Below are 18,689 nucleotides of genomic sequence, written 5' to 3'. Positions count from 1 at the left end.
CGTGCCGATTCCCCAGTCCCAGATGGCGCGAGGATACCTGTTCGCTCCAGCCTTGCCCAATCGGCGCCGATTGCACCGGCGCGCGCGGCGCCGCTATGCTGCGGCGACTACGGGCAATTGCCGTCAGCCGTACGTTATCGAGGCGTTAATTGCATGCACCAGGGCTGGTATCTGCCGCTGATCGCCTTCGTGCTGCTGGCGTGGCTGGAACGGCGGCGGCGCGATCCGGCGGCACTGCGCTACGCACGGTCCGACTGGCTGCTCAACCTGGCTGGCCTGGCCGTGCAGGGCGTGCTGGTGCCGCTGGCCGGTTTCTTCATCGCCACGCGCGTGCTCGCCGAGCATCTGCCCGGCCTGGCGGGCGTGCTGCCGCTGGGCTGGTTCGGCGCCTTCCTGCTGAATTTCGTGGTGGTGGATTTTCTCTACTACTGGCAGCACCGCCTGTTCCATCGCGTGCCGTTTCTCTGGGCCATGCACCGCTGCCATCATGCCTCGCCGACGGTCGATGTCTGGGCCACCTCGCGCAATGCGCTGGCGATCAATTTCCTGTTTGTCTACCTGTTGCTCAATCCACTGCTCGGCTTTCTCTGCGATGCGCCCGATGGTTTCTTCGTCGCTGCCGGGCTGACCGCCGCGCTCGACCTGTGGCGGCATTCGCGCCTGCCGGTGTCTGCCGGCCTGGGCCGGCTGCTGGTCACGCCCTGGCACCATCATCTGCATCACAGCCCGGAAGGCGCAGGCAGCAACTACGGCGCCAACCTTATGCTGTGGGACCGCTGTTTCGGTACCGCGCGCGAGGCGAGTGCCTATCCGCGCCGCTACGGCCTGAACGCGGCGCCCGGCGCCTGGCGCCAATTCCTGTTTCCCTGGTGAACCATGCATAGCGGCCTAGCCCAGCACCAAACCCTGTCCCTGCTCGACGATGCGTCCACCGTGCGCAAGCTGGAGTTCAACCTCAAGCGCAACAGCGAGCAGGACCACACCGACGCGATCGATTCTGCGGCCGCGCAGTTCGTCTACGCGGACTGCCGCAACGAGTACTGGAATCCGGAAAATCATTCCCTGCTCTGGGGCACGCCGCTATGGGACCAGGCCAGCGCGGCCCAGCGCGTCGTGCTGAACCAGCTGTACTGGGTGGCCTACTACGCGCAGATCGTTTCGGCCGAGATCGCAACGATTTTCCTCAACCAGGTTTCCGCCGCCGGCCTCTACGCGCTGGAGGATTTCCGCCTGGTCTGCGACAACCTCGACCTGGAATCGCGCCAGGAGCGCGCGCATATCCACGCATTCAAGAAAATCAGCGAAACGGTCGAGTTCGAGCTGTTCGGCGAGCGCCTGTTCACCTATCCCATGCGCAGCCTGTTCGACCACACCATGATCTACGCCGATACCACGGCAGCGCGCAATTTCTGGCGCCGGCTGCAGATACGCGGATTCATGCTGATGTCGTCCAGCAACGCCTTCCTGGCCAGCCAGTACCTGCTGATCCGTGGCCTGCGCACGCTCAACGGCAAGCTGATCCAGCACCAGCTGTCGCGTCACTACCTCGATCATGCGGACAAGGACAATGCGCCGATCCCCTCGCGCATCAGCTATTACCATTTCATGGACGAATCCTTCCATTTCAATACCTCGCGCGTGGTCGGCCTGGAAGTGCCGCGCTCCATCGCCGCGCCCGGCGCGTTCGAACGCTGGGTGGTCAACCGTGCCGTGACCGGTTGCCAGGACGACCATGCCAACGCCTCGGTCGTGGTCAACGGCATTTTCTGGTACGACCCGTCGACCTATGCAACCTTGTACAAATTGTTCAGGTCCAAGGTGTTCGGCATGCAGCAGGGCGAAGCCGTGGCCATGCTGCATGCCTGCTTCGGCCAGGAATCCGCTGGCCTGCATGCGGCCTTGCAGACGCACGGCACAGCCGCCGATTCGTATGCTGCCTTCGTCGAGCCGGTAGCCTGGCTGGACGCGGCCAACCGCGATATGCGGCATATGCGCCGGCATGGCGCCGAACGCTATCTGCAGCGCAATCGCGCCGCGCTGAAACGCTTCCAGCCGGCATGAGCACGGTCCGCATCGAGTTTCCCGGCACGCGCTTCGCGGCGCAGGAACTGCCGGCGCGCGCTTGCCTGCCGCTGCACCTCACAGTGCAGAATTCGCCGTTGCTGTTCGGCTGCCGCAGCGGCTTGTGCGGCACGTGCCTGATCGAAGTGGAAGGCGAGGGGGACGTGGCCGAGCCACCGTCGGCCGAGGAGATCGAAGCGCTGGACATCTATGCGCCGGGCAATGCCAAGGCACGACTGGCCTGCCAGCTGGTGCCGCTGGGGGCGATGCGGCTCAGGAAGATCGACAGCGCCTGAGCGGTGCGCGTCCTGTACGGCGTCTGGCGACAGGCCGTGCCCGCAAAGGGCAAGACACCGACGCCTGCGCAACACCGCAGCGCGATCCGTCCGTGGCCAAGCTGTCATGCCGGCACGCGAAGCCGCCGTGCGAAGCGCGCGGCCGTTGCAGGTCAGTCGCGTGTTACCACGCCAGTGAGAGGTTCTGTTCGCTGACGGCACCGATGCCGTACGCGGCAATGCCTGTCGCAGGGGAGGTTTTCATGGCCGCGCCGATCGCGTTGAGGGCCGCAAGCGCCGCTGAACTGCTCGACGCCCTGGACACGGGCGATCTGCCGGAAAGCGTGGCGCTTGGCAGCGAAGTGGACTTTTCCAATCGGCATTTCAGCGAAGCCGTGACGATACGGGGCAAGCGCTTTGCCAAGACGCTGCGGCTGGACGACAGCGTTTTCGAAGCCGGCCTGTCGATCACCGAATGCCAGTTCGACGGCCGGCTCAGCGCCACCGGCATCCGCTGCAACGGCAAGCCGGTAGACCTGGCCGACTGCATCTTTGCCGACCATGTCGTCATCCGGCCCGTGGCGATTGCCCGGCTGTCGCTGCGTTCGGGTCAATTCGCCAAGGGCTTCGAGATTGCCGTCGCGCCGGACCAGCCTATGAGCGTGGATCTGCGGTTTTCCCGCATCCGCGGCGATTGCACGATCAAGGCACCGGCCTTCCGCCAGCCCGACTATCTGGGCCGCGTCGCCATGGGCGAATTGAAACTGTATGAATCCGTGCTGGAAAAGGAGGCCAGCCTCGAATTGCTGGGGCTTGAGCTGCCCGATCTGACGCTCAGCGATATCGTGCTGCAGGACAAGGCGTCGATCTATTTTGTCGACGTCGAGGCAACGACGATCTGGATGGAAAACCTGCGCGTGACCGACAAGGCCAACATCAGTTTCTACGATGTGGATTTCAGCGGTGCGCAGCTGGCCGGTACCAATATGGAGAAATTTGTTTTCTCTCGTGTTACCTGGCCACAGCTGGCTGGCCGCAGCTGCCTGCGCGGCGAGATCGATCTGCGCGAGAAGCTGCGCAGCGAACCCTGCGCCTTGCGTGAACGCGAGCCGGCCAGCGCACGCGAACGGCTGGCGGAGAACTATCGCCAGCTCGTGCTCAACTTCGAGGCCAAGCGCAACTACGAGCTGGCCGAGGCCTTCCATATGGGCGAAATGGAAATGGCCAGGCTGCAGGCCGAGCCTTTGCCCAGTTCGCGCTGGCGCCGTTGCCTGCGCAACTTCAACACGTATTGGCTGTACCGTTTCGTCAGCGTGTACGGCACCAGCTACCGGCGTGCCGCGCTGGTCATGGCGGCCTTGCTGCTGGTGTTTTCCGGCCTGTTCCTGCTCAACGGCATGCACTACCGCACCGGCAAGGAACGGATCGACTACACGCCGTGCCTGTGCCTGCCCGCATCGGCCGAAGACTGGACCGTACTGGGCCAGGATTTCGTCGCCGCATTCGGCATGACGCTGTCGATCGCCACCTTGCAGAAGGACAGGCCGATGGACCCGGCAGGCGTGGGCGGCTCCGTGCTGTCCTCGCTGCTGTTGCTGCTGGCCTCGTCGCAGGCGGCATTGCTGCTATTTGCGCTGCGCAGGAAATTCCGCCGCGCCTCGATCTGAGCGCGAGCGTAGGGCATCGCGCCGGACGGCCCTGCGGCACAAGCGGTCTACGCCGCCTCGGCGGTGCAATTGGCGGTGCTCGTTGCCGATTCCGGCCAGGGCGAGTGCCGCAATAAGTTTGTGCATGTGCTGTTCCTTCGGCATGCCGGCGACCATCGTGGTGATGCCGGTACAGTGATCAATAAACACTTGTGCAGACATTCCTTTGTGATGACGGTGGCGCCTGGCGGTGGTGCTGTCGTGTTCTCCTAGAATTCTGCGCAGTTCCTGCTCAGGTTTTCGCCGATCGCGGCTTAGCGTTGTGGCTGCAGTTTCCCTGCGCGCAAGGCGCGGCAGCCGTTACAGCGGCCGCCTGCACGGGATGCTGCCGCGCCTGCCAGCGCCGCCGCGTGCGGATGCCGCTGGCGCGCCACCCAGACCCGCACTCTGCCGAGGTTAGCCATGGCCCGCCGTCTCTCCCTGCCGATGTTGTCCGACACCCACGCCAGCCTGGGCGAAACCCTGGCCGTACTGCAGCAGCGCGAACTGCTGCGCCGGCGCCGCTTCCTGCTCGGTTCGCTGGGCGGCGCCGCTGCATTGGCTGCGCTGCCTTTGCGTTCCTTCGGCTGTGCGCTGATTCCCGCCGAAACTGGCGGCCCGTATCCCGGCGACGGCACCAACGGGCCGAATGTGCTGACCCAGAGCGGCATCGTGCGTTCGGACATCCGCGCCAGTTTCGGCTCCTCAGGCACGGCCGCTGCCGCCGGTACACTGCTGACCGTGCGCCTGAAGCTGGTCAGTACCCTGGCCGGCTGTGCGCCGCTGCAGGGGCTGGCGGTATACATCTGGCATTGCAATGCCGCCGGCGGCTATTCCATGTACTCCTCCGGCGTATCGGGGCAGAACTATCTGCGCGGCGTGCAGGTGAGCGATGCCGCCGGCGAAGTCAGCTTCACCTCGATCTTTCCGGGCTGCTATCCGGGGCGTTGGCCGCATATCCATTTCGAGGTGTACAGCTCGCTGGCGCAGGCCGTGTCCGGCAGCAACGCGGTGCGAACCTCGCAGCTGGCCTTGCCCGAGGCGTCCTGCCGCACGGTCTATGCCCAGAGCGGCAGCTACTCCGGCAGCACGCAGAATCTCAACGGCGTTTCGCTCAATGGCGACAACGTATTCGGCAATGACGGCGGCGTGCTGCAGCTGGCCACGACCAGTGGCGACAACGCGGCCGGCTGGCTGTCGGTGCTGGAAGTCGGCGTGGCGGCGCAGCCGACGGATGCGATCTTCGCCAACGGATTCCAGAGTTAGTGGCCTGTCTCGCCAGTAACAGTGAATAGTTCCGCTGTCTTTCGCTGCGATACCTCGCTGCGATTCGTCGCCAATCCGCGTTTCTTCGCTGACTTGCTGCACTGCAATGGGCCTCGCCTGATTGCGTTGCTGTGCGCGGCGAGAAACCAGTTCGAACAGACCGAGCAACTGATCGAAGCGGCGGATTCCGATGCATTGCACCCGATGATTGTCGGCGCGCGCAGCGACGTGGAACATCTGGACGACGCAGGATCGGAGTCGGCCCTGTGCGTTCCTGCGCGTTGCCATACGTCGATAACTACGCCTCTAGGCTTAGTTATCGCGGATTTCGTCTACGCCGTATGGACTATGCATACTCCTCCGTTGATTTCGTCCGCAAATTTCGGATGATCGGATGTTCGGCAGCCGCGCCGGGGCAGGGCGGATCGCCGTAAAGCAGTGCGCGAAACGCAGGGGAGTCGCGCTGCCTCAACCCTTCCGAAGGTCCAGACATGTCCCTACCGCATCGCACCGCTCTTGCGTTGGCTGTTGCTGCATTCGTTGCCACTTCTGCCGCTGCCGCCGCCGATTTCGCCGCCGTTCCCGAGCAGCAGCTTGCCCAGGCCCTGGCGCGGGGTGCCAGTGTCGTCCACGACTACGGCAGCTTTGCCTGGGTCCGCGACAGTGGCCTGGGTGCCGATAGCGCCGCCACCTATTCGCTGGATCTGGGCGGACGCGTATTCGATCCCACGGTGGATGCGGCAGCGCGTACCAGCGCCTACGGCAAGGGCAAGGCGCTGCGCCTGGTCCAGTTCGACGGACCAACCAAGCAGGATTGGCTCCTGGCGCTGCAGAGCAACGGCATCGTGCCGGTGCAATACATCGCGCCCTTCGCCTACGTGGTCTGGGCCGACGACGTGGCCATGCAGCGTGGCCGCAGCCTCGGCGCCGTGCGCTGGAGCGGCGACTTCCTGCCGGAATACAAGATAGCCAACGTGCTCGACGGCGAACGCCGTGGCGAAACCCAGTGGCGCGCCATGGTCTATCGCGGTGCCCAGGTCAGCGACGCCGAGCTGCGCAGCAGTGGCGCGACAAGCGGCATGCGCGTGCAGATCGACCGCCAGTTCGACATCGTCGAACTGGAAGGCACCGCCGCGTCGATCACCCAGCTGGCGCAACTGCCCGGCGTCTACGCGCTGGACCCGGTACCGCGCGACGGCGGCCTGCGTGCCGAAGTGGCCAACCAGATCACGGCCAACAATCTCAACGCCAGCAACCTGCCGGTGCCGGGCTATCTGGCCTGGCTGACCACCATGGGCGTGAACGGCAACGGCGTGAAGATCGCCAACGTCGACGGCGGCATCTTCGACACCCATCCGGACCTGGTCGGCCGCATGCTGCCCTGCACCGGCGACACCTGCGGCGGCAGCGCCACCAGTTCGCATGGCACGCATACTGCCGGCATCATGGCCGGCGACGCCTCGTCGGGCACCAACGACGCCAACGGCTTCAAGCGCGGCCAGGGCATGGCGCCCGGCGCCAAGCTGATCGAGCAGGTATACAACCCCACATTTACCCAGGCCGGCGGCATGCTCAAGCTGATGCGCCAGTCCAACGACAACGGCGCCGACCTGTCCGGCAACAGCTGGGGGCCGGGCTCCACGCCGCGCGGCTACGACGCCGATACGCGCCAGGTCGACGTGGGCACGCGCGATACCAAGCCCGATGTGGCCGGCGACCAGCCGCTGACCTACGTGCTGTCGTTCATGAACGGCAACGGCGGCACCAGCTCGCAGGGTTCGCCGGACGAAGCCAAGAACGTGATCACGGTCGGTTCGACCAAGGCGCAGACGTCTTCCGGTGCGATCGACCCGGGCATCGACGACCTGTCCAGCAACAGTGCCCACGGCCCGGCGCTGGACGGCCGCCGCATCCCGCACCTCGTCACGCCAGGCTGTTACGTGGATTCCACCATCAGCGCCACCGGTTACGGCATGAACTGCGGCACCAGCATGGCTTCGCCGCAGGTGACCGGCGCTGCGGCGCTATTCGTGGAAAAGTATCGTTCCAGCCATGCCGGCGCCTCGCCCAGCGCGGCATTGATCAAGGCCGCGCTGGTGGCGGCGAGCAAGGATCTGTTCGGCCGCCCCGATGCCGACGGCGTCACCATGGGCCATCGCCCCGACAACAAGCAGGGCTGGGGCCGCCTGCGCGCCGACTGGCTGCTGGGTAGCCCGGCCGTGCTGTACTACGACCAGAACACGCGCACCTTCGACAATACGGGCGAAGAATGGAACCTCAGCGTGTCGCCGGCTGACACGACCAAGCCGGTGCAATTGGTATTGGTATACACCGACGCGCCGGGCCACGGCCTCGGCGGCAATACGCCGGCCTGGAACAACAACCTCGATCTGCAGGTCAGTGCCGGCGCCGGCACCTACCGGGGCAATGTCTTCGGCAGCAACGGCTATAGCGCCACCGGCGGCACGGCCGACGCGAGCAACAATATCGAATCGGTCTGGCTCGACGCAGCCACGGCCAGCGCGGCCGGTGCGCTGAACGTGAAAGTGCTGGCGGCGAATATCACCTCCGACGCGCTGCCCAACAGCGGCGATGCGACCGACCAGGATTTCGCCCTGGTCTGCGTCAACTGCGTATCGCAGCCGGACTATTCCGTAGCCACGCCGGTCAGTGCGCAGGCGGTCTGTACCAGCAGCACGACGACGGCGAGCTACGCTGTCAGCATCGGCTCGGTGATGGGCTATACGACGCCGGTGAACCTGTCGCTGGCAAGCCTGCCCGCTGGCGCCAGCGGTGCAGTGACGCCGGCTACGGTCGTGCCGCCGGGTTCGGCCAGCATCGGCCTCAGTGCATTGAATGCGGTCGCCGCGGGTACGCATACCTTCCAGCTGCAGTCGGCCTCGGCCGCTGGCAATCGTTCGCGCGATCTGTCGCTTACCGTCGCTACGGCGGCACCGGCAGCAGCGGCGTTGACTGCGCCGGCCAACAGCGCGACCAATGTCGCCGTGCGGCCGGCCTTCAGTTGGTCAGCGGCGGCACAGTCCTCGGAATACGTGCTCGAAGTCGCGACCGATGCGGCTTTTGCCACTATTGTCTTCAGCAAGACCGGCAGCGACACCACGGCCACGCCGACGACGGACCTGGCCACCAGCTCGACGTATTACTGGCGTGTGCGCGCGAACAATGTCTGCGGCGCCGGCAGCAACTCGCCGGTCTATCAGTTCAGCACGGTCGCCGCACCGGGCGACTGCGGCCTGGGCAGCGTGGCCAATACGGTATTTTCCGACGATGTGGAGAACGGTACCAACGGCTGGACCACCAGCGCCGGCAGCGGCTCGGCCAACTGGGCCATCAGCGCGGCGCGGCCTTACGGCGGCACGGGCAATGCCTGGCTGGCGCAGGATCCGGTTGTGGTGTCCGACCAGCGCCTGGTTTCGCCGACCATCAACCTGCCGAGCGGCCAAAGCCCGCTGACCCTGCAGTTCCAGAGCGACCAGACCATGGAGCCGAACAGCAACGGCGGCTGCTGGGATGCGGGCCTGCTGGAAATCTCCACCGACGGCGGCAGCATCTTCACGCAGATTGCTGGCTCGGCCATGCTGACCGACCCGTACAACGGCGCGATCGGTGCCAACAATCCCGCGGTCGGCCTGCAGGGCTGGTGCGGCGATCCGCAAGCCTACCTGCGCTCAGTGGTGGATCTGAACGCCTATGCCGGCCAGGCCGTGAAGCTGCGCTTCCGCATGACCAGCGACACCTCGATCGGCCGTGTGCCGCATGGCTGGTACGTGGACAACATCAAGGTGCAGGGTTGCGCCGCACCGCAGCCGGACGCGATCTTCGCCAATGGTTTCGATAGCTGATCCGATAGCCGGGCGGTAACGGCAGGAAACGAAAAGGGGCGCTTCGGCGCCCCTTTTCTGTCGTACGGTGCTTCTGTCGTACGGTGCAACCCCGCGTCGCGGCTCAGTCGGCCTTTTTCACCGCGGCGCCCAGCTTGCCGCCGGCATAGGACACGCTGGCCGCCCGCTTGATGCTGGGACAGCAGGCGCCGTCGTCGGGCGCATAGGCGAGGATTTCGCCGAGAATCCTGCCCGCCTCGATGCGCTTGGGCGAGAAGCTTTCGCCCTGGGCCGTGCCGCTGCTGCCGTTGTCGCGCTCGGCCTTGAAAACCAGCTGGTCTTTTTCAACAACGAACAAGGCCTCGTAGAGCAGGGTGAAATTGCCGCCGCTGGCGCTTTCCAGCGAATACGACACATAGGCGTCGGCCTTGCCATTGCCGTCGATATCGCCGCGGACCAGCTTGCTCACGTAGATCCCGGCGGCGGACTCGGCGGCGGCTTTCCTGTCCAGGTAGGCCCTGATCGGCGCGTCGAGCGTGCCGACGGAATCGTCACTGCTGATTTCGGCCGCCGTCGCGGCACCGCCAGGCAGGACCAGGGACAGGGCGAGGATGGCAGGGGGGCTCAGGATCATGCAGCAGCTCCTTTATGGCCGGCGAGGTGCCTGGCCGGTGCATGAAAAGCCGGTACACATGAACGAGGCGTCAATGCGGGCAGTCGCGCGCCGGCGAATCGGCTGCCGGCAGTGTTGTCTGCGCGGCGGGGGGAAACGCACAGCCCCGCCCGCTGTCGTCGCGGGCGGGGCTGGGGTGGCAGGCAGCGTGGCGCCGGGCTCAGGTCTGCGACGAGTCGCTGTACTTCTCGTGCAGCTTTACCGGTTCCACTTTCTTCTTGGCGCGGTTGCGAATCCACAGGTTGATCATTTCGACGAAGACCGAGAACGCCATCGCCGCGTAGATATAGCCCTTGGGAATCTTCTGGCCGAAACCATCGGCCATCAGTACCAGGCCAATCATGATCAGGAAGCTCAGCGCCAGCACCTTCACGGTCGGATGGCGTTCGACGAAATCGCCGATGGCCTTGGCGAACAGCAGCATGAACACGATGGAGATGAGGATCGCAGCGAACATCACCCAGCGCTCGTCCACCATGCCGACGGCGGTGATGATGGAATCCAGCGAGAACACGATGTCCAGGATCATGATCTGCACGATCACGCTGCCGAAGGTCGCTGCCGCAGCCATGGCATTGTCTTCGGTGGCGCCTTCGAGTTTCTGGTGGATTTCGTGCGTGGCCTTGCCGATCAGGAACAGGCCGCCGCCGATGAGGATGAGGTCGCGCCAGGAGATCTCGTGGCCGAATACGGAGAAGATCGGTGCGGTAAGGCCGACGATCCAGGAAATCGCAAACAGCAGGCCGAGGCGGGTGATCGCTGCCAGCATGATGCCGAGCTTGCGTGCCTTGTCGCGTTGCTCCGGCGGCAGCTTGCCCGCCAGGATGGAAATGAAAATGATGTTGTCGATGCCCAGCACCAGCTCCAGTGCGGTCAGCGTGGCGAGGGCGATCCAGATTTCGGGATTGGCTAGCGATTCCATAAGCGTTCTCTTGCCGCACGGTGAGATGCCCGTACCCCGTCGCCATGGGTCGATGCGACAAAAGGTCGGACATGGGGTAGGGGCCGCCACGGGGCGGTTGCGGCGCAGACTACCATTGGCCCTTATACAGGACTAGGAACGGCTCGGACTGCAGGCCGGCATGGCTACGGCTTTGGTCCGGCAATTACCGCGTCGCCAGCCGGTTGTAATGCTTGCAGCGACAAAATGACGCAGCGGGTGCCCGGCTGGCGAAGCCGCCTGGCGGCAGACAACGGCGAGGCCGGGCAGGCCGCAGGCGTAGCCCGGCATCGGCATGTTCCCGCCAGCAAAGTCGCATGGCGGGAAGCAGGGGCGCAGCGAGGGCCTGGGTTCGACCGGAATTCCGGCATGGGCTTTCTGATGGCGATACATTCCGATGTCCGGGGCGCCTGCGGCGTGCCCCGGCCAGCCCGGCGGCGCATTGCGTGCGCCGGAATAGTAAAATTGTTAATTTATGGAGGATTTCTTGCCCGACTTGCCGTCTTTCGACCAGGCCATTGCCGCCGCCAGCAAGCTTGCCGCGGCGCACCTTGCCAACTTGCCGCAACGGCGCGTGGCGCAGATGCAGCGGGCAGCTGCGCCGGCGCCGCCGGACGGCGGCGGTTTCGATGCCGCCCTGGCCCTGCTGGCCGAGCGCGTCGCACCCTGGCTGTCGGCCTCGCCCGGCCCGCGCTATCTGGGTTTCGTCACCGGCGGGGTGACGCCCGAAGCGCTGGCGGCAGACTGGCTGGTCAGCACCTGGGACCAGAACGTATCCAATGCCATAGGCTCGATCGCTGCAGAGCTGGAAAGCGTGACGGTCGCCGCCTACGCCCAGGTCTTCGGCATCGCTGCTGGCATGCACGGCCAGTTCGTCAGCGGTGCGACGGCGGCCAACCTGGTCGGCCTGGTCACGGCGCGGGAGTGGGCGGCGCGCAAGACAGCCGACCAGCGCGCGACGGTTTTCGCCGGTGCGGCCCATTCCAGCATCCTCAAGGCCATGGCGATTGCCGGCATAGGCCGGGGCCAGTACCGCGCCGTGGCAACGTTGCCCGGCCGCACCGCTGTCGATACAGCGGCGCTGGAAGCGGCCTTGCAGCAGCATCGCGGGCCGGCCATCGTCGTCGCCAGCGCGGGCGAAGTGAATACCGGCGACTTCGACGATATCGACGCTTTGGCCAGCCTGGCCGAACGCTACGATGCCTGGCTGCACGTGGACGGTGCATTCGGCCTGTTCGCCAGTCTGCTGCCCACGCTGTCGGCGCGCCTGCGCGGCCTGGAACGGGCGCACTCGGTCACGGTAGATCTGCACAAATGGCTGAATGTGCCCTACGACAGCGCGATCGCGTATACCTCGCGGCCGGATCTGCAGCGGGAGATCTTCGCCGCCAGTTCGGCCTACCTGGGCAGCGATCCCGACCCGCTGCATTTCACCCCGGAGAACTCGCGCCGCCTGCGCGCCTTGCCGGCCTGGATGGTGATGGCGACGCGCGGCCGCGCCGGTATCGCCGAATGGGTGGCGGCCAACTGCGCCCAGGCGCAGGCGCTGGCCGAGGGTCTGGCCGCGAGCGGACGATTCGACGTGCTGGGCGGGGTACATCTGAACATCGTCTGCTTCGCCCTCAAGGAGGGCGATGCCGCGGCACGCGATGCCTGGCTGCAGGCCTTGAACGCCGGCGGCGAAGTCTTCATGACGCCGACCCAGCTGTTCGGCCGCGCGGCGGTGCGTGCGGCATTTTCCAATTGGTCGACTACCCAGGCCGATGTGGCCCGCATCCTCGCTGCCATCGCGGCGACGCCGTAGGCGACTGCCGCTGCGTGCCTATGCCATGATGCGGGCGGTGCGCTGGCGCGTCGTATCGACGCGGCCGGCAGCAACGTCAGTCGTTCCAATGCTGTACTCGCTTCCCTTACTCATTCGACTTCCAAGCGGAGGGCAGGCCATGGCTTATCGAAGTGTGCTGGTAGGTTTCGCGCTGGTGCTGTGGACGACAGGAACAATCGCCGCCGACAAGGCTGTCGCGGACAAGCCGGGCGATACGCGCTCGCGCCTGCTGCAGCGTATGGACCGCAACGGCGACGGCAAGATCAGTTTCGAGGAATACCGCAATGCCATGCAGCGGCGCTTCGCCGCACGCGACAAGAACAACGACGGCGTGCTCGACGCGAAGGAATTCCCCAAGGAATGGCTGGCTGGGGCCAGCGAGCAGGCATCCGATCACAAGATCACGCTGGAAGATTTCGGCGGCGAACTGGAAGCCACGTTCAAGCGCTTCGATACGAATGGCGACGGCCAGCTCGAAGCGGGCGAACTCGATGCCTTTGTCGCTGCCCGCAAAGCCCAAGAGGAGTCCAAGCCATGAAGCGCGCCGATCTTCTGAGCACCGCGGCGGCTGCCGCACTGCTGCTTGTCACTGCCGCCAGCCAGGCGGAAACCGTGCGCTGCGAATCCAGCGACGGCAGATACCGCAGTTGCCCCATCGACGGCCGCAACGGCGTCAGCCTGTCGCGCCAGCTCAGCTCGCAAGGCTGCTGGCAGAACGATACCTGGGGTTTCGACCTCAACCGCATCTGGGTCGATCGCGGCTGCCGCGCCGAATTCCGTGTCGGCGAACGTTCGTCCGGCTCGTCCGACAAAAGCAATGCAGTGGCTGGCGCCATCGTACTGGGCCTGGTCGGCGCGGCCATCATCGCCAGCAACAAGAACAAGGATCGCGACCGCTACGACGACTACCGGCCCGGCTATGGCGGCAATCCGCGCAGCACCTTCCGCTGCGAATCCAACAACAACCGGTTCACCTATTGCAATGCGCCCAATCGTGGACATCTGGAAGTGTATCGCCAGCTGAGTTCCGCCCCTTGCGACTATGGCCGCAGCTGGGGCCAGGAGCGGGGCAGGGTGTGGGTCAGCAACGGGTGTCGGGCGGAGTTTGCGGTGTATTGACGAATGGCCGGATGGAGTCGTGTGGCAGCAGCGCTGCAGCGCCAGTTCCGGCTTGCTTGTACTTCCTCTCTTCCAGACCTTGCTTGGAGGAGAGGAAGCAGTCGGCTCCGCTCCCCGATAGCCAAGCCGCTGCGCAGCGAGTCACCGCACGACGGGGCGCCGGCGTTTGCTGGCGTCTATGCCACTGCCGCGAAAATGCGCCAGGCAACCGTGCCCCGCTACCACCCCACTGCCACCAGCACCGCCGCCGCCAGCAATCCTATCCAGCCGGGGTGCCTGCCCCGCGTGCCAGCCAGTACCAGCAGGGCACTGAGCGCCAGGGAAATGACGATGGCGTTCTGTACAAATACCTGAAGTATCTGCGGCTCGGATGGAAAGGCCATGCGCAGCAGCACCGCGGCGAAAGCCCAGCCCAATACGCTAACGATGTGCCAGCTGGCCCACAGAATGCGCACGTGACGCTCGCGCAGCGGCGGTGCGGCAGCGGCAGGCACCATGCCGCCCGTGCGCAGGTGGCGGAAGATCAGCCATTCGCCCAGGATGGAGTGGATTGTTCCCACCATCAGCAGCACTAGCGCTGCGCAGAACAGGTTCGTTTGCATAGGCTTTGTGAGGTGCACACCGGCTGCCCGCGAGAGATGCCAGCATAGCGCTGCGTTGCCGGTGCGCGCGGCCCGCGCCGATTCGCCGCAGCCGCTGCGCTGCCGGCGTCTGCGCAACAGGTACTGGGCGGGGTTGGGCAACCGCCGGACCGGTTGGAATCTGGCTTTGCCGTTGCAGCCTCTTTCAGGCAACAGGGTGGCCCGACGCCCGCCAGGCAGGCGGCGGGCGGGGTGGTGCAGACCGGTGGCCGCGGGCACGGGCGACTGCGCGGAAACCTTTTCGGAAGTTCCTCAGGGCAGCGGTTTGCGCCCCCCTTCGCCGAACACGATCTGCCGCGGCACTGTCAGCACGATTTCGCTGCCGCCTTCCTGGCGGTTGCGGATGCTGAGCGTGCCGCCCAGGCGTTCGGCGCGTTCGTGCATGCCGACCAGGCCCCAGTGCCCGTCCCGGCGGCGCTGGCGCAGGATTTCCTCGGCAATGCCACGGCCGTCGTCCTGGATGCGTACGCGCAAGGTGTGCGCCTCGTAAGCGACCAGAACGGCGATGCGTTCGGCCTGTGCATGCACGAAGGCATTGCGCAGGCCTTCGCGCACCAGGGCGAGCAGTTCTTCGCAGACCGGTGGGCAGATCGGCTGTTCGTTGCCGCTGACGCTGACGTCGAAATGGGCGGGATCGGCCTGCGCCGCGGCGATACTGGCGCCCAGCGAGCGCACGGCGGCGGCAAAGCTTTCGTTGTCGGTATCGCCGGCGCGCAGGGCGACGATCTTGTCGCGGCCTTCGACCAGCATCACGCGCGCCTGGTCGACTGCCTGGTCGAGCTGGCGCCGGCGCGGGTCGTCGGGCGCCAGCCCGGCGGCAAGGGACTGCAGGCGCAGCAGCAGACCTTGTATACCCTGCAACAAGGTGTCGTGCAGGTCGCGCGCAATGCGTTCGCGTTCGCCGAGCCGGTCGGCGAAGCGCTGGCGGATCTTTTCCGCGGCCAGGTGCAGGCGCCAGAAGTAGAAGCGCAGTGCCGCAGCCAGGGCGAACAGGGCGCACAAGGCATAGAACCAGCCGCGCTGGTAGAAACGTGGCGCGATCTGAAAGTCGAGGCTGGCGCCCTGCTCGTTCCAGAGGCCGTCTTCGTTCGCGGCGATCACGCGGAAGCGGTAGTGGCCCGGATCGAGGTTGGTATAGAAGCCCTCGCGCCGGTTGCCGGCGTCCTGCCATTGTTCGTCCACGCCGTCGAGGCGGTAGCGAAACTGCACGCGCTCGGGTGCGGCCAGGCTGGTCGCGGTATAGGCGATACGCAGATTGGTGCTGCCGGCCGGCAGTTGCAGTGCGGTGCGGGCGGCATGGCGCACGCCGCCGGCGACGACGCTTTCGATCAGCACCTGTGGCGGCAGCTGGTTGCTCGCGATGGCGTCCGGTGCGATCCATGCCGCGCCCTGGTTGGTGACGAACCAGAGCCGGCCGGCGGCGTCGACCGCGGCAGTGCCGGTGATGCTGGCCTGGCGCGCGACGCCGCGCAGGCCGTCGCGGAAATCGAACAGGCGGTAGTGGGCGCGATAGGCCGGATCGGCGAAGGCGCGCTCGGCTTCGGCGGCGTCGACGCGGACCACGCCGTTGATGGTGTTGAGCCAGAGATCGCCGTTGTCGCGGCGCACGATGCCGGAAATGCCGCTGAGCAGATCTGCATCGTCGAGGTGCAGGCTCTGGAAGCGCTGGCCGTGCAGGCGGGCCAGGCCGGCTTCGCCGCCGACCAGTACCTGTGCCGAGCTGGCGTCGATCACGCTGACCAGGCCGACAGCGAGGCCGTCGGCCTTGCCGTAGAGGCGCTGGCCGCCGCTGTCGATGCGGGCCAGCGCATCGCGCGCGTGTCCCAGCCAGAGGCCGCCGGCCGCATCGCTGGCGAGCGCGGTCGGGGTACGTCCCTGCAGTTCGGCGACAGCTTGCAGTGCTGTCCAGCGGCCTTCGCTCCAGCGATGGATGCCATGGCGCGAAAACGCCGCCCACAGGCCGCCGTGGCCGTCGCCGGCCAGCGCGCGAATATCGTCGGTGGTGGTGGCCGGCGGCAGGGCGACCTTGTCCAGGCGGCCGTCGTGGTAGCGCAGCAGGCCGTCGGGTTCTTCCAGCCAGAGCTGGCCGGCGCCGTCGTACAGCGCACCGACGATGGGCGGCAGTCCGCGCAGCACTTCCTGTACGCCGTCGCGCGTTACCTGCGCCAGCCTGCCGTTGTTGGCTATCCACACCTCGCCATTGCCGCCGGCCAGGCTGAAGCTCAGGTCGGCCATGGCCTGGAATTCGGCAGGCGATGTGACATTGTTTACATGGAAACTATTCAGGCCCAGGTTGGTGCCGGCCCAGACGCTGCCTTCGGCGTCCTGCAGCAGCGGCACGGCGATGTCCGAGGTCAGGCCGTCCTTGGTGCCGAAGAAGCTGTCGACGTCGTCGCTGCGCAGCGACTGGCCGTCGGCGATGCGGGCCGGATCGGCGACGCGGTAGATGCCGCCGCGATTCGCGTCCGATCCCCACAGCCGGCCCTGCCGGTCGAACAGCAGGCGCTTGGCCTGGCCGAAGCGGGTGCGTGGCGGTGGCGGCGGCGGTGGCTCCGCGGCGCTGGCCGGCAGCGGCCGGGTGCCGTACAGGCCGTCGGACAGCCAGATCCTGCCGTCGGGTGCCTGTGCCAGCGCGGCATCCTTGCCGACGGCGATGCCGCTGTGTTCGAACTGCGTGCCAGCGGCGTCGAGAAAGACCAGTGCTTCGTCGGTCGCCACCCACAGGCGTCCGTCGCGGTCCAGCAGCAGGGCATCGGCGCGCTTGCCGGGATAGTTCATCTCGCGGCCGACGGTCTGCCAGCGTTGGCCGTCGAAGCGCACCAGGCCGCCGCGGCTGGCGGCCCAGAGGCGTCCGTCGCGGGTCTGCGCCAGGGCCAGCACCATGCCGTCGGGAAAGCCTTCGGCGCTGCCATAGCGCTGCAGCGTGTCGCCGCGCAGCACGGCAGTACCGCCGTAGAAGAAACCCATCCACAGGCTGCCGTCGCCACTGCTGTGCAGGGCGGTGATATTGCGCGTGGTCAGCGTATCGCCGGCAGCCGGCAGGCGGCGCACGAAGCCGACGCCGTCGAAGCGATACAGGCCGTTGCCGGTGCCCAGCCAGAGAAACCCGTCGCGGTCCTGCGCCAGTGCCCAGATGTCGGCCGGCGCTCCGCGTTCCACCGACCAGGCGGTGTGGCGGAACTGGCGTTCGGGTGCGGCTGCGGCGACGGTGGTGCAGAGGCCTGCGAGCAGCGCCGGCAACAGGCAGTGCAGCAGAAGGCGCAGCGGGCCGGGCATGCTCACGATGGCTCCGGATATGCCGGCGGCGGAAATGCATCGTGGCGACGCATCTGTCCGGCCGGCCGGTGGAAGCGGCAGTAATGTACAGACCGCTTGGTGCAGGTGCAACGCAGGCACGGCGCAGGTTCACCCGTTTGGGCATTGAACCGGCGCGAACGCCCGACCATGATGGCGCCGCGCCGGTGCAGTCCATTCTCAGACGGCAGGCTCGCCGCCGTTGCGCGGGCTGGAGGTCGTCGATGAAAAAGGACGTGGTGCGGATTCGGGTATTGCTGGCGGACGACCATCCGGTGATGCGCGATGGCCTGCGCGCCGCCATCGAAAGCGCCGGCGATATGGACGTGGTGGGCGAGGCGGGCGACGGCGTCGAAGCGGTAGCGCGCTTCCAGCAATGCCAGCCCGACGTGAGCGTGCTGGATATCCAGATGCCGCTGCTGGACGGGCTGCAGGCGATTGCGCAGATCCGCGCGCTGGATGCGGCCGCGCGCATCGTCGTGCTGACCACCTATCCCGGCGATGCGCGGGCGAAGAAGGCGCTGGCTTCGGGTGCCATTGCCTATCTGCTGAAAAGCTCGACGCGCGAGGAAATTCTCAATGCCATCCGCGCCGCGGCGCAGGGGCGCGGCATGCTCAGCGCCGAAGTGGCCAGCGACGTGGCACTGCATGCCGGTGCCGACATGCTCACCGGGCGCGAGCTGGCCGTGCTGCAGCTGGTCGCGACTGGCCATTCCAACAAGGAAATCGCCGAGAAGCTCACGGTCGCCGACGACACCGTCAAGGCGCGGCTGCAGAGCGCCATGGTCAAGCTGGGTGCGTCCGACCGCGCCCATGCGGTGACGCTGGCGGTGAAGCGCGGTTTTCTCGATCGCTGACAATGCTACTTGTCCATAAGCGGGCAGCGTGCCGCGCGCGACGGGCATGCTGCGCTGCGCCGCAGGTAGTGCGGCTATGCGCCAAGGCCGGCACCTCGACGGTGCCATTCGCGGTGCTCGTCGCAGCCTGCGGAAAGCATTCGCGCCGCGTGCCAGGCGCGATGGGCACGGCGAATGGCGCCGCCGCGCTGCCGGCGTAAATCACCCTTTC

General features: G+C 66.4%; 15 protein-coding genes. 11 read left to right on the top strand and 4 right to left on the bottom strand.

The features are described 5' to 3' along the window. The first annotated feature begins 153 nt into the window (after positions 1-153). The 7 genes from DFR29_RS10430 (at position 154) to DFR29_RS10400 (ending at position 9,150) form a co-directional block, all read left to right on the top strand. A complete protein-coding gene (locus tag DFR29_RS10430) occupies positions 154-873 on the top strand; it encodes a sterol desaturase family protein (RefSeq protein ID WP_166654009.1) in 720 nt (239 codons plus the stop codon). Between the two features lie 3 nt (positions 874-876). Further along, positions 877-2,061: a P-aminobenzoate N-oxygenase AurF gene (locus DFR29_RS10425; RefSeq protein WP_133818525.1), complete on the top strand. Its 1,185-nt coding sequence runs from the start codon at positions 877-879 to the stop codon at positions 2,059-2,061. Beyond that, on the top strand, positions 2,058-2,357 hold the full coding sequence (locus tag DFR29_RS10420; RefSeq protein WP_133818524.1) for a 2Fe-2S iron-sulfur cluster-binding protein: 300 nt from the start codon (positions 2,058-2,060) through the stop codon (positions 2,355-2,357). Before DFR29_RS10425 ends, DFR29_RS10420 begins: the two co-directional genes overlap by 4 nt. Positions 2,358-2,599: 242 nt before the next feature. Further along, on the top strand, positions 2,600-4,003 hold the full coding sequence (locus DFR29_RS10415) for a hypothetical protein (RefSeq protein ID WP_133818523.1): 1,404 nt from the start codon (positions 2,600-2,602) through the stop codon (positions 4,001-4,003). Between the two features lie 441 nt (positions 4,004-4,444). Next, a complete protein-coding gene (locus DFR29_RS10410) occupies positions 4,445-5,287 on the top strand; it encodes a dioxygenase family protein (RefSeq protein ID WP_133818522.1) in 843 nt (280 codons plus the stop codon). Between the two features lie 21 nt (positions 5,288-5,308). Next, positions 5,309-5,677, top strand: coding sequence for a hypothetical protein (locus DFR29_RS10405; RefSeq protein WP_133818521.1), 369 nt, complete (start codon positions 5,309-5,311; stop codon positions 5,675-5,677). A gap of 101 nt (positions 5,678-5,778) precedes the next feature. Further along, on the top strand, positions 5,779-9,150 hold the full coding sequence (locus DFR29_RS10400) for a S8 family serine peptidase (protein WP_133818520.1): 3,372 nt from the start codon (positions 5,779-5,781) through the stop codon (positions 9,148-9,150). Between the two features lie 103 nt (positions 9,151-9,253). Here DFR29_RS10400 and DFR29_RS10395 read toward each other — a convergent pair whose 3' ends face one another. After that, positions 9,254-9,763, bottom strand: a complete 510-nt coding sequence (locus tag DFR29_RS10395) for a hypothetical protein (protein ID WP_133818519.1) — start codon at positions 9,761-9,763, stop codon at positions 9,254-9,256. Between the two features lie 199 nt (positions 9,764-9,962). Then, positions 9,963-10,724, bottom strand: coding sequence for a TerC family protein (locus DFR29_RS10390; RefSeq protein WP_133818518.1), 762 nt, complete (start codon positions 10,722-10,724; stop codon positions 9,963-9,965). A gap of 505 nt (positions 10,725-11,229) precedes the next feature. On the opposite strand from DFR29_RS10390, the gene DFR29_RS10385 reads away from it, so the two are divergent. From DFR29_RS10385 to DFR29_RS29995, 3 genes are all read left to right on the top strand, one after another. Continuing rightward, positions 11,230-12,546, top strand: a complete 1,317-nt coding sequence (locus tag DFR29_RS10385) for a pyridoxal phosphate-dependent decarboxylase family protein (RefSeq protein WP_208113560.1) — start codon at positions 11,230-11,232, stop codon at positions 12,544-12,546. Positions 12,547-12,685: 139 nt separating this feature from the next. Further along, on the top strand, positions 12,686-13,105 hold the full coding sequence (locus tag DFR29_RS10380; RefSeq protein ID WP_166654008.1) for an EF-hand domain-containing protein: 420 nt from the start codon (positions 12,686-12,688) through the stop codon (positions 13,103-13,105). Further along, on the top strand, positions 13,102-13,686 hold the full coding sequence (locus DFR29_RS29995) for a DUF3011 domain-containing protein (RefSeq protein ID WP_243746010.1): 585 nt from the start codon (positions 13,102-13,104) through the stop codon (positions 13,684-13,686). Before DFR29_RS10380 ends, DFR29_RS29995 begins: the two co-directional genes overlap by 4 nt. A 218-nt stretch (positions 13,687-13,904) precedes the next feature. Here DFR29_RS29995 and DFR29_RS10370 read toward each other — a convergent pair whose 3' ends face one another. Further along, the gene (locus DFR29_RS10370) at positions 13,905-14,288 is read right to left on the bottom strand and encodes a hypothetical protein (RefSeq protein WP_133818515.1); all 384 of its coding nucleotides are present in this window, start codon (positions 14,286-14,288) and stop codon (positions 13,905-13,907) included. A gap of 291 nt (positions 14,289-14,579) precedes the next feature. After that, positions 14,580-17,603, bottom strand: a complete 3,024-nt coding sequence (locus tag DFR29_RS10365; protein ID WP_243746017.1) for a sensor histidine kinase — start codon at positions 17,601-17,603, stop codon at positions 14,580-14,582. A 242-nt stretch (positions 17,604-17,845) separates the two neighbouring features. Between DFR29_RS10365 and DFR29_RS10360 the strand changes: the two genes are divergently transcribed. Next, complete coding sequence (locus DFR29_RS10360; protein WP_133818513.1) at positions 17,846-18,478, top strand: response regulator transcription factor; 633 nt, start codon at positions 17,846-17,848, stop codon at positions 18,476-18,478. Positions 18,479-18,689 lie beyond the last annotated feature (211 nt).

It is taken from the genome of Tahibacter aquaticus, from assembly GCF_004363655.1.
In the GTDB taxonomy this organism is placed as follows: domain Bacteria; phylum Pseudomonadota; class Gammaproteobacteria; order Xanthomonadales; family Rhodanobacteraceae; genus Tahibacter; species Tahibacter aquaticus.
Note: the sequence above shows the minus strand (reverse complement) of the source record. Positions and strands in the feature narration are given on the sequence as shown.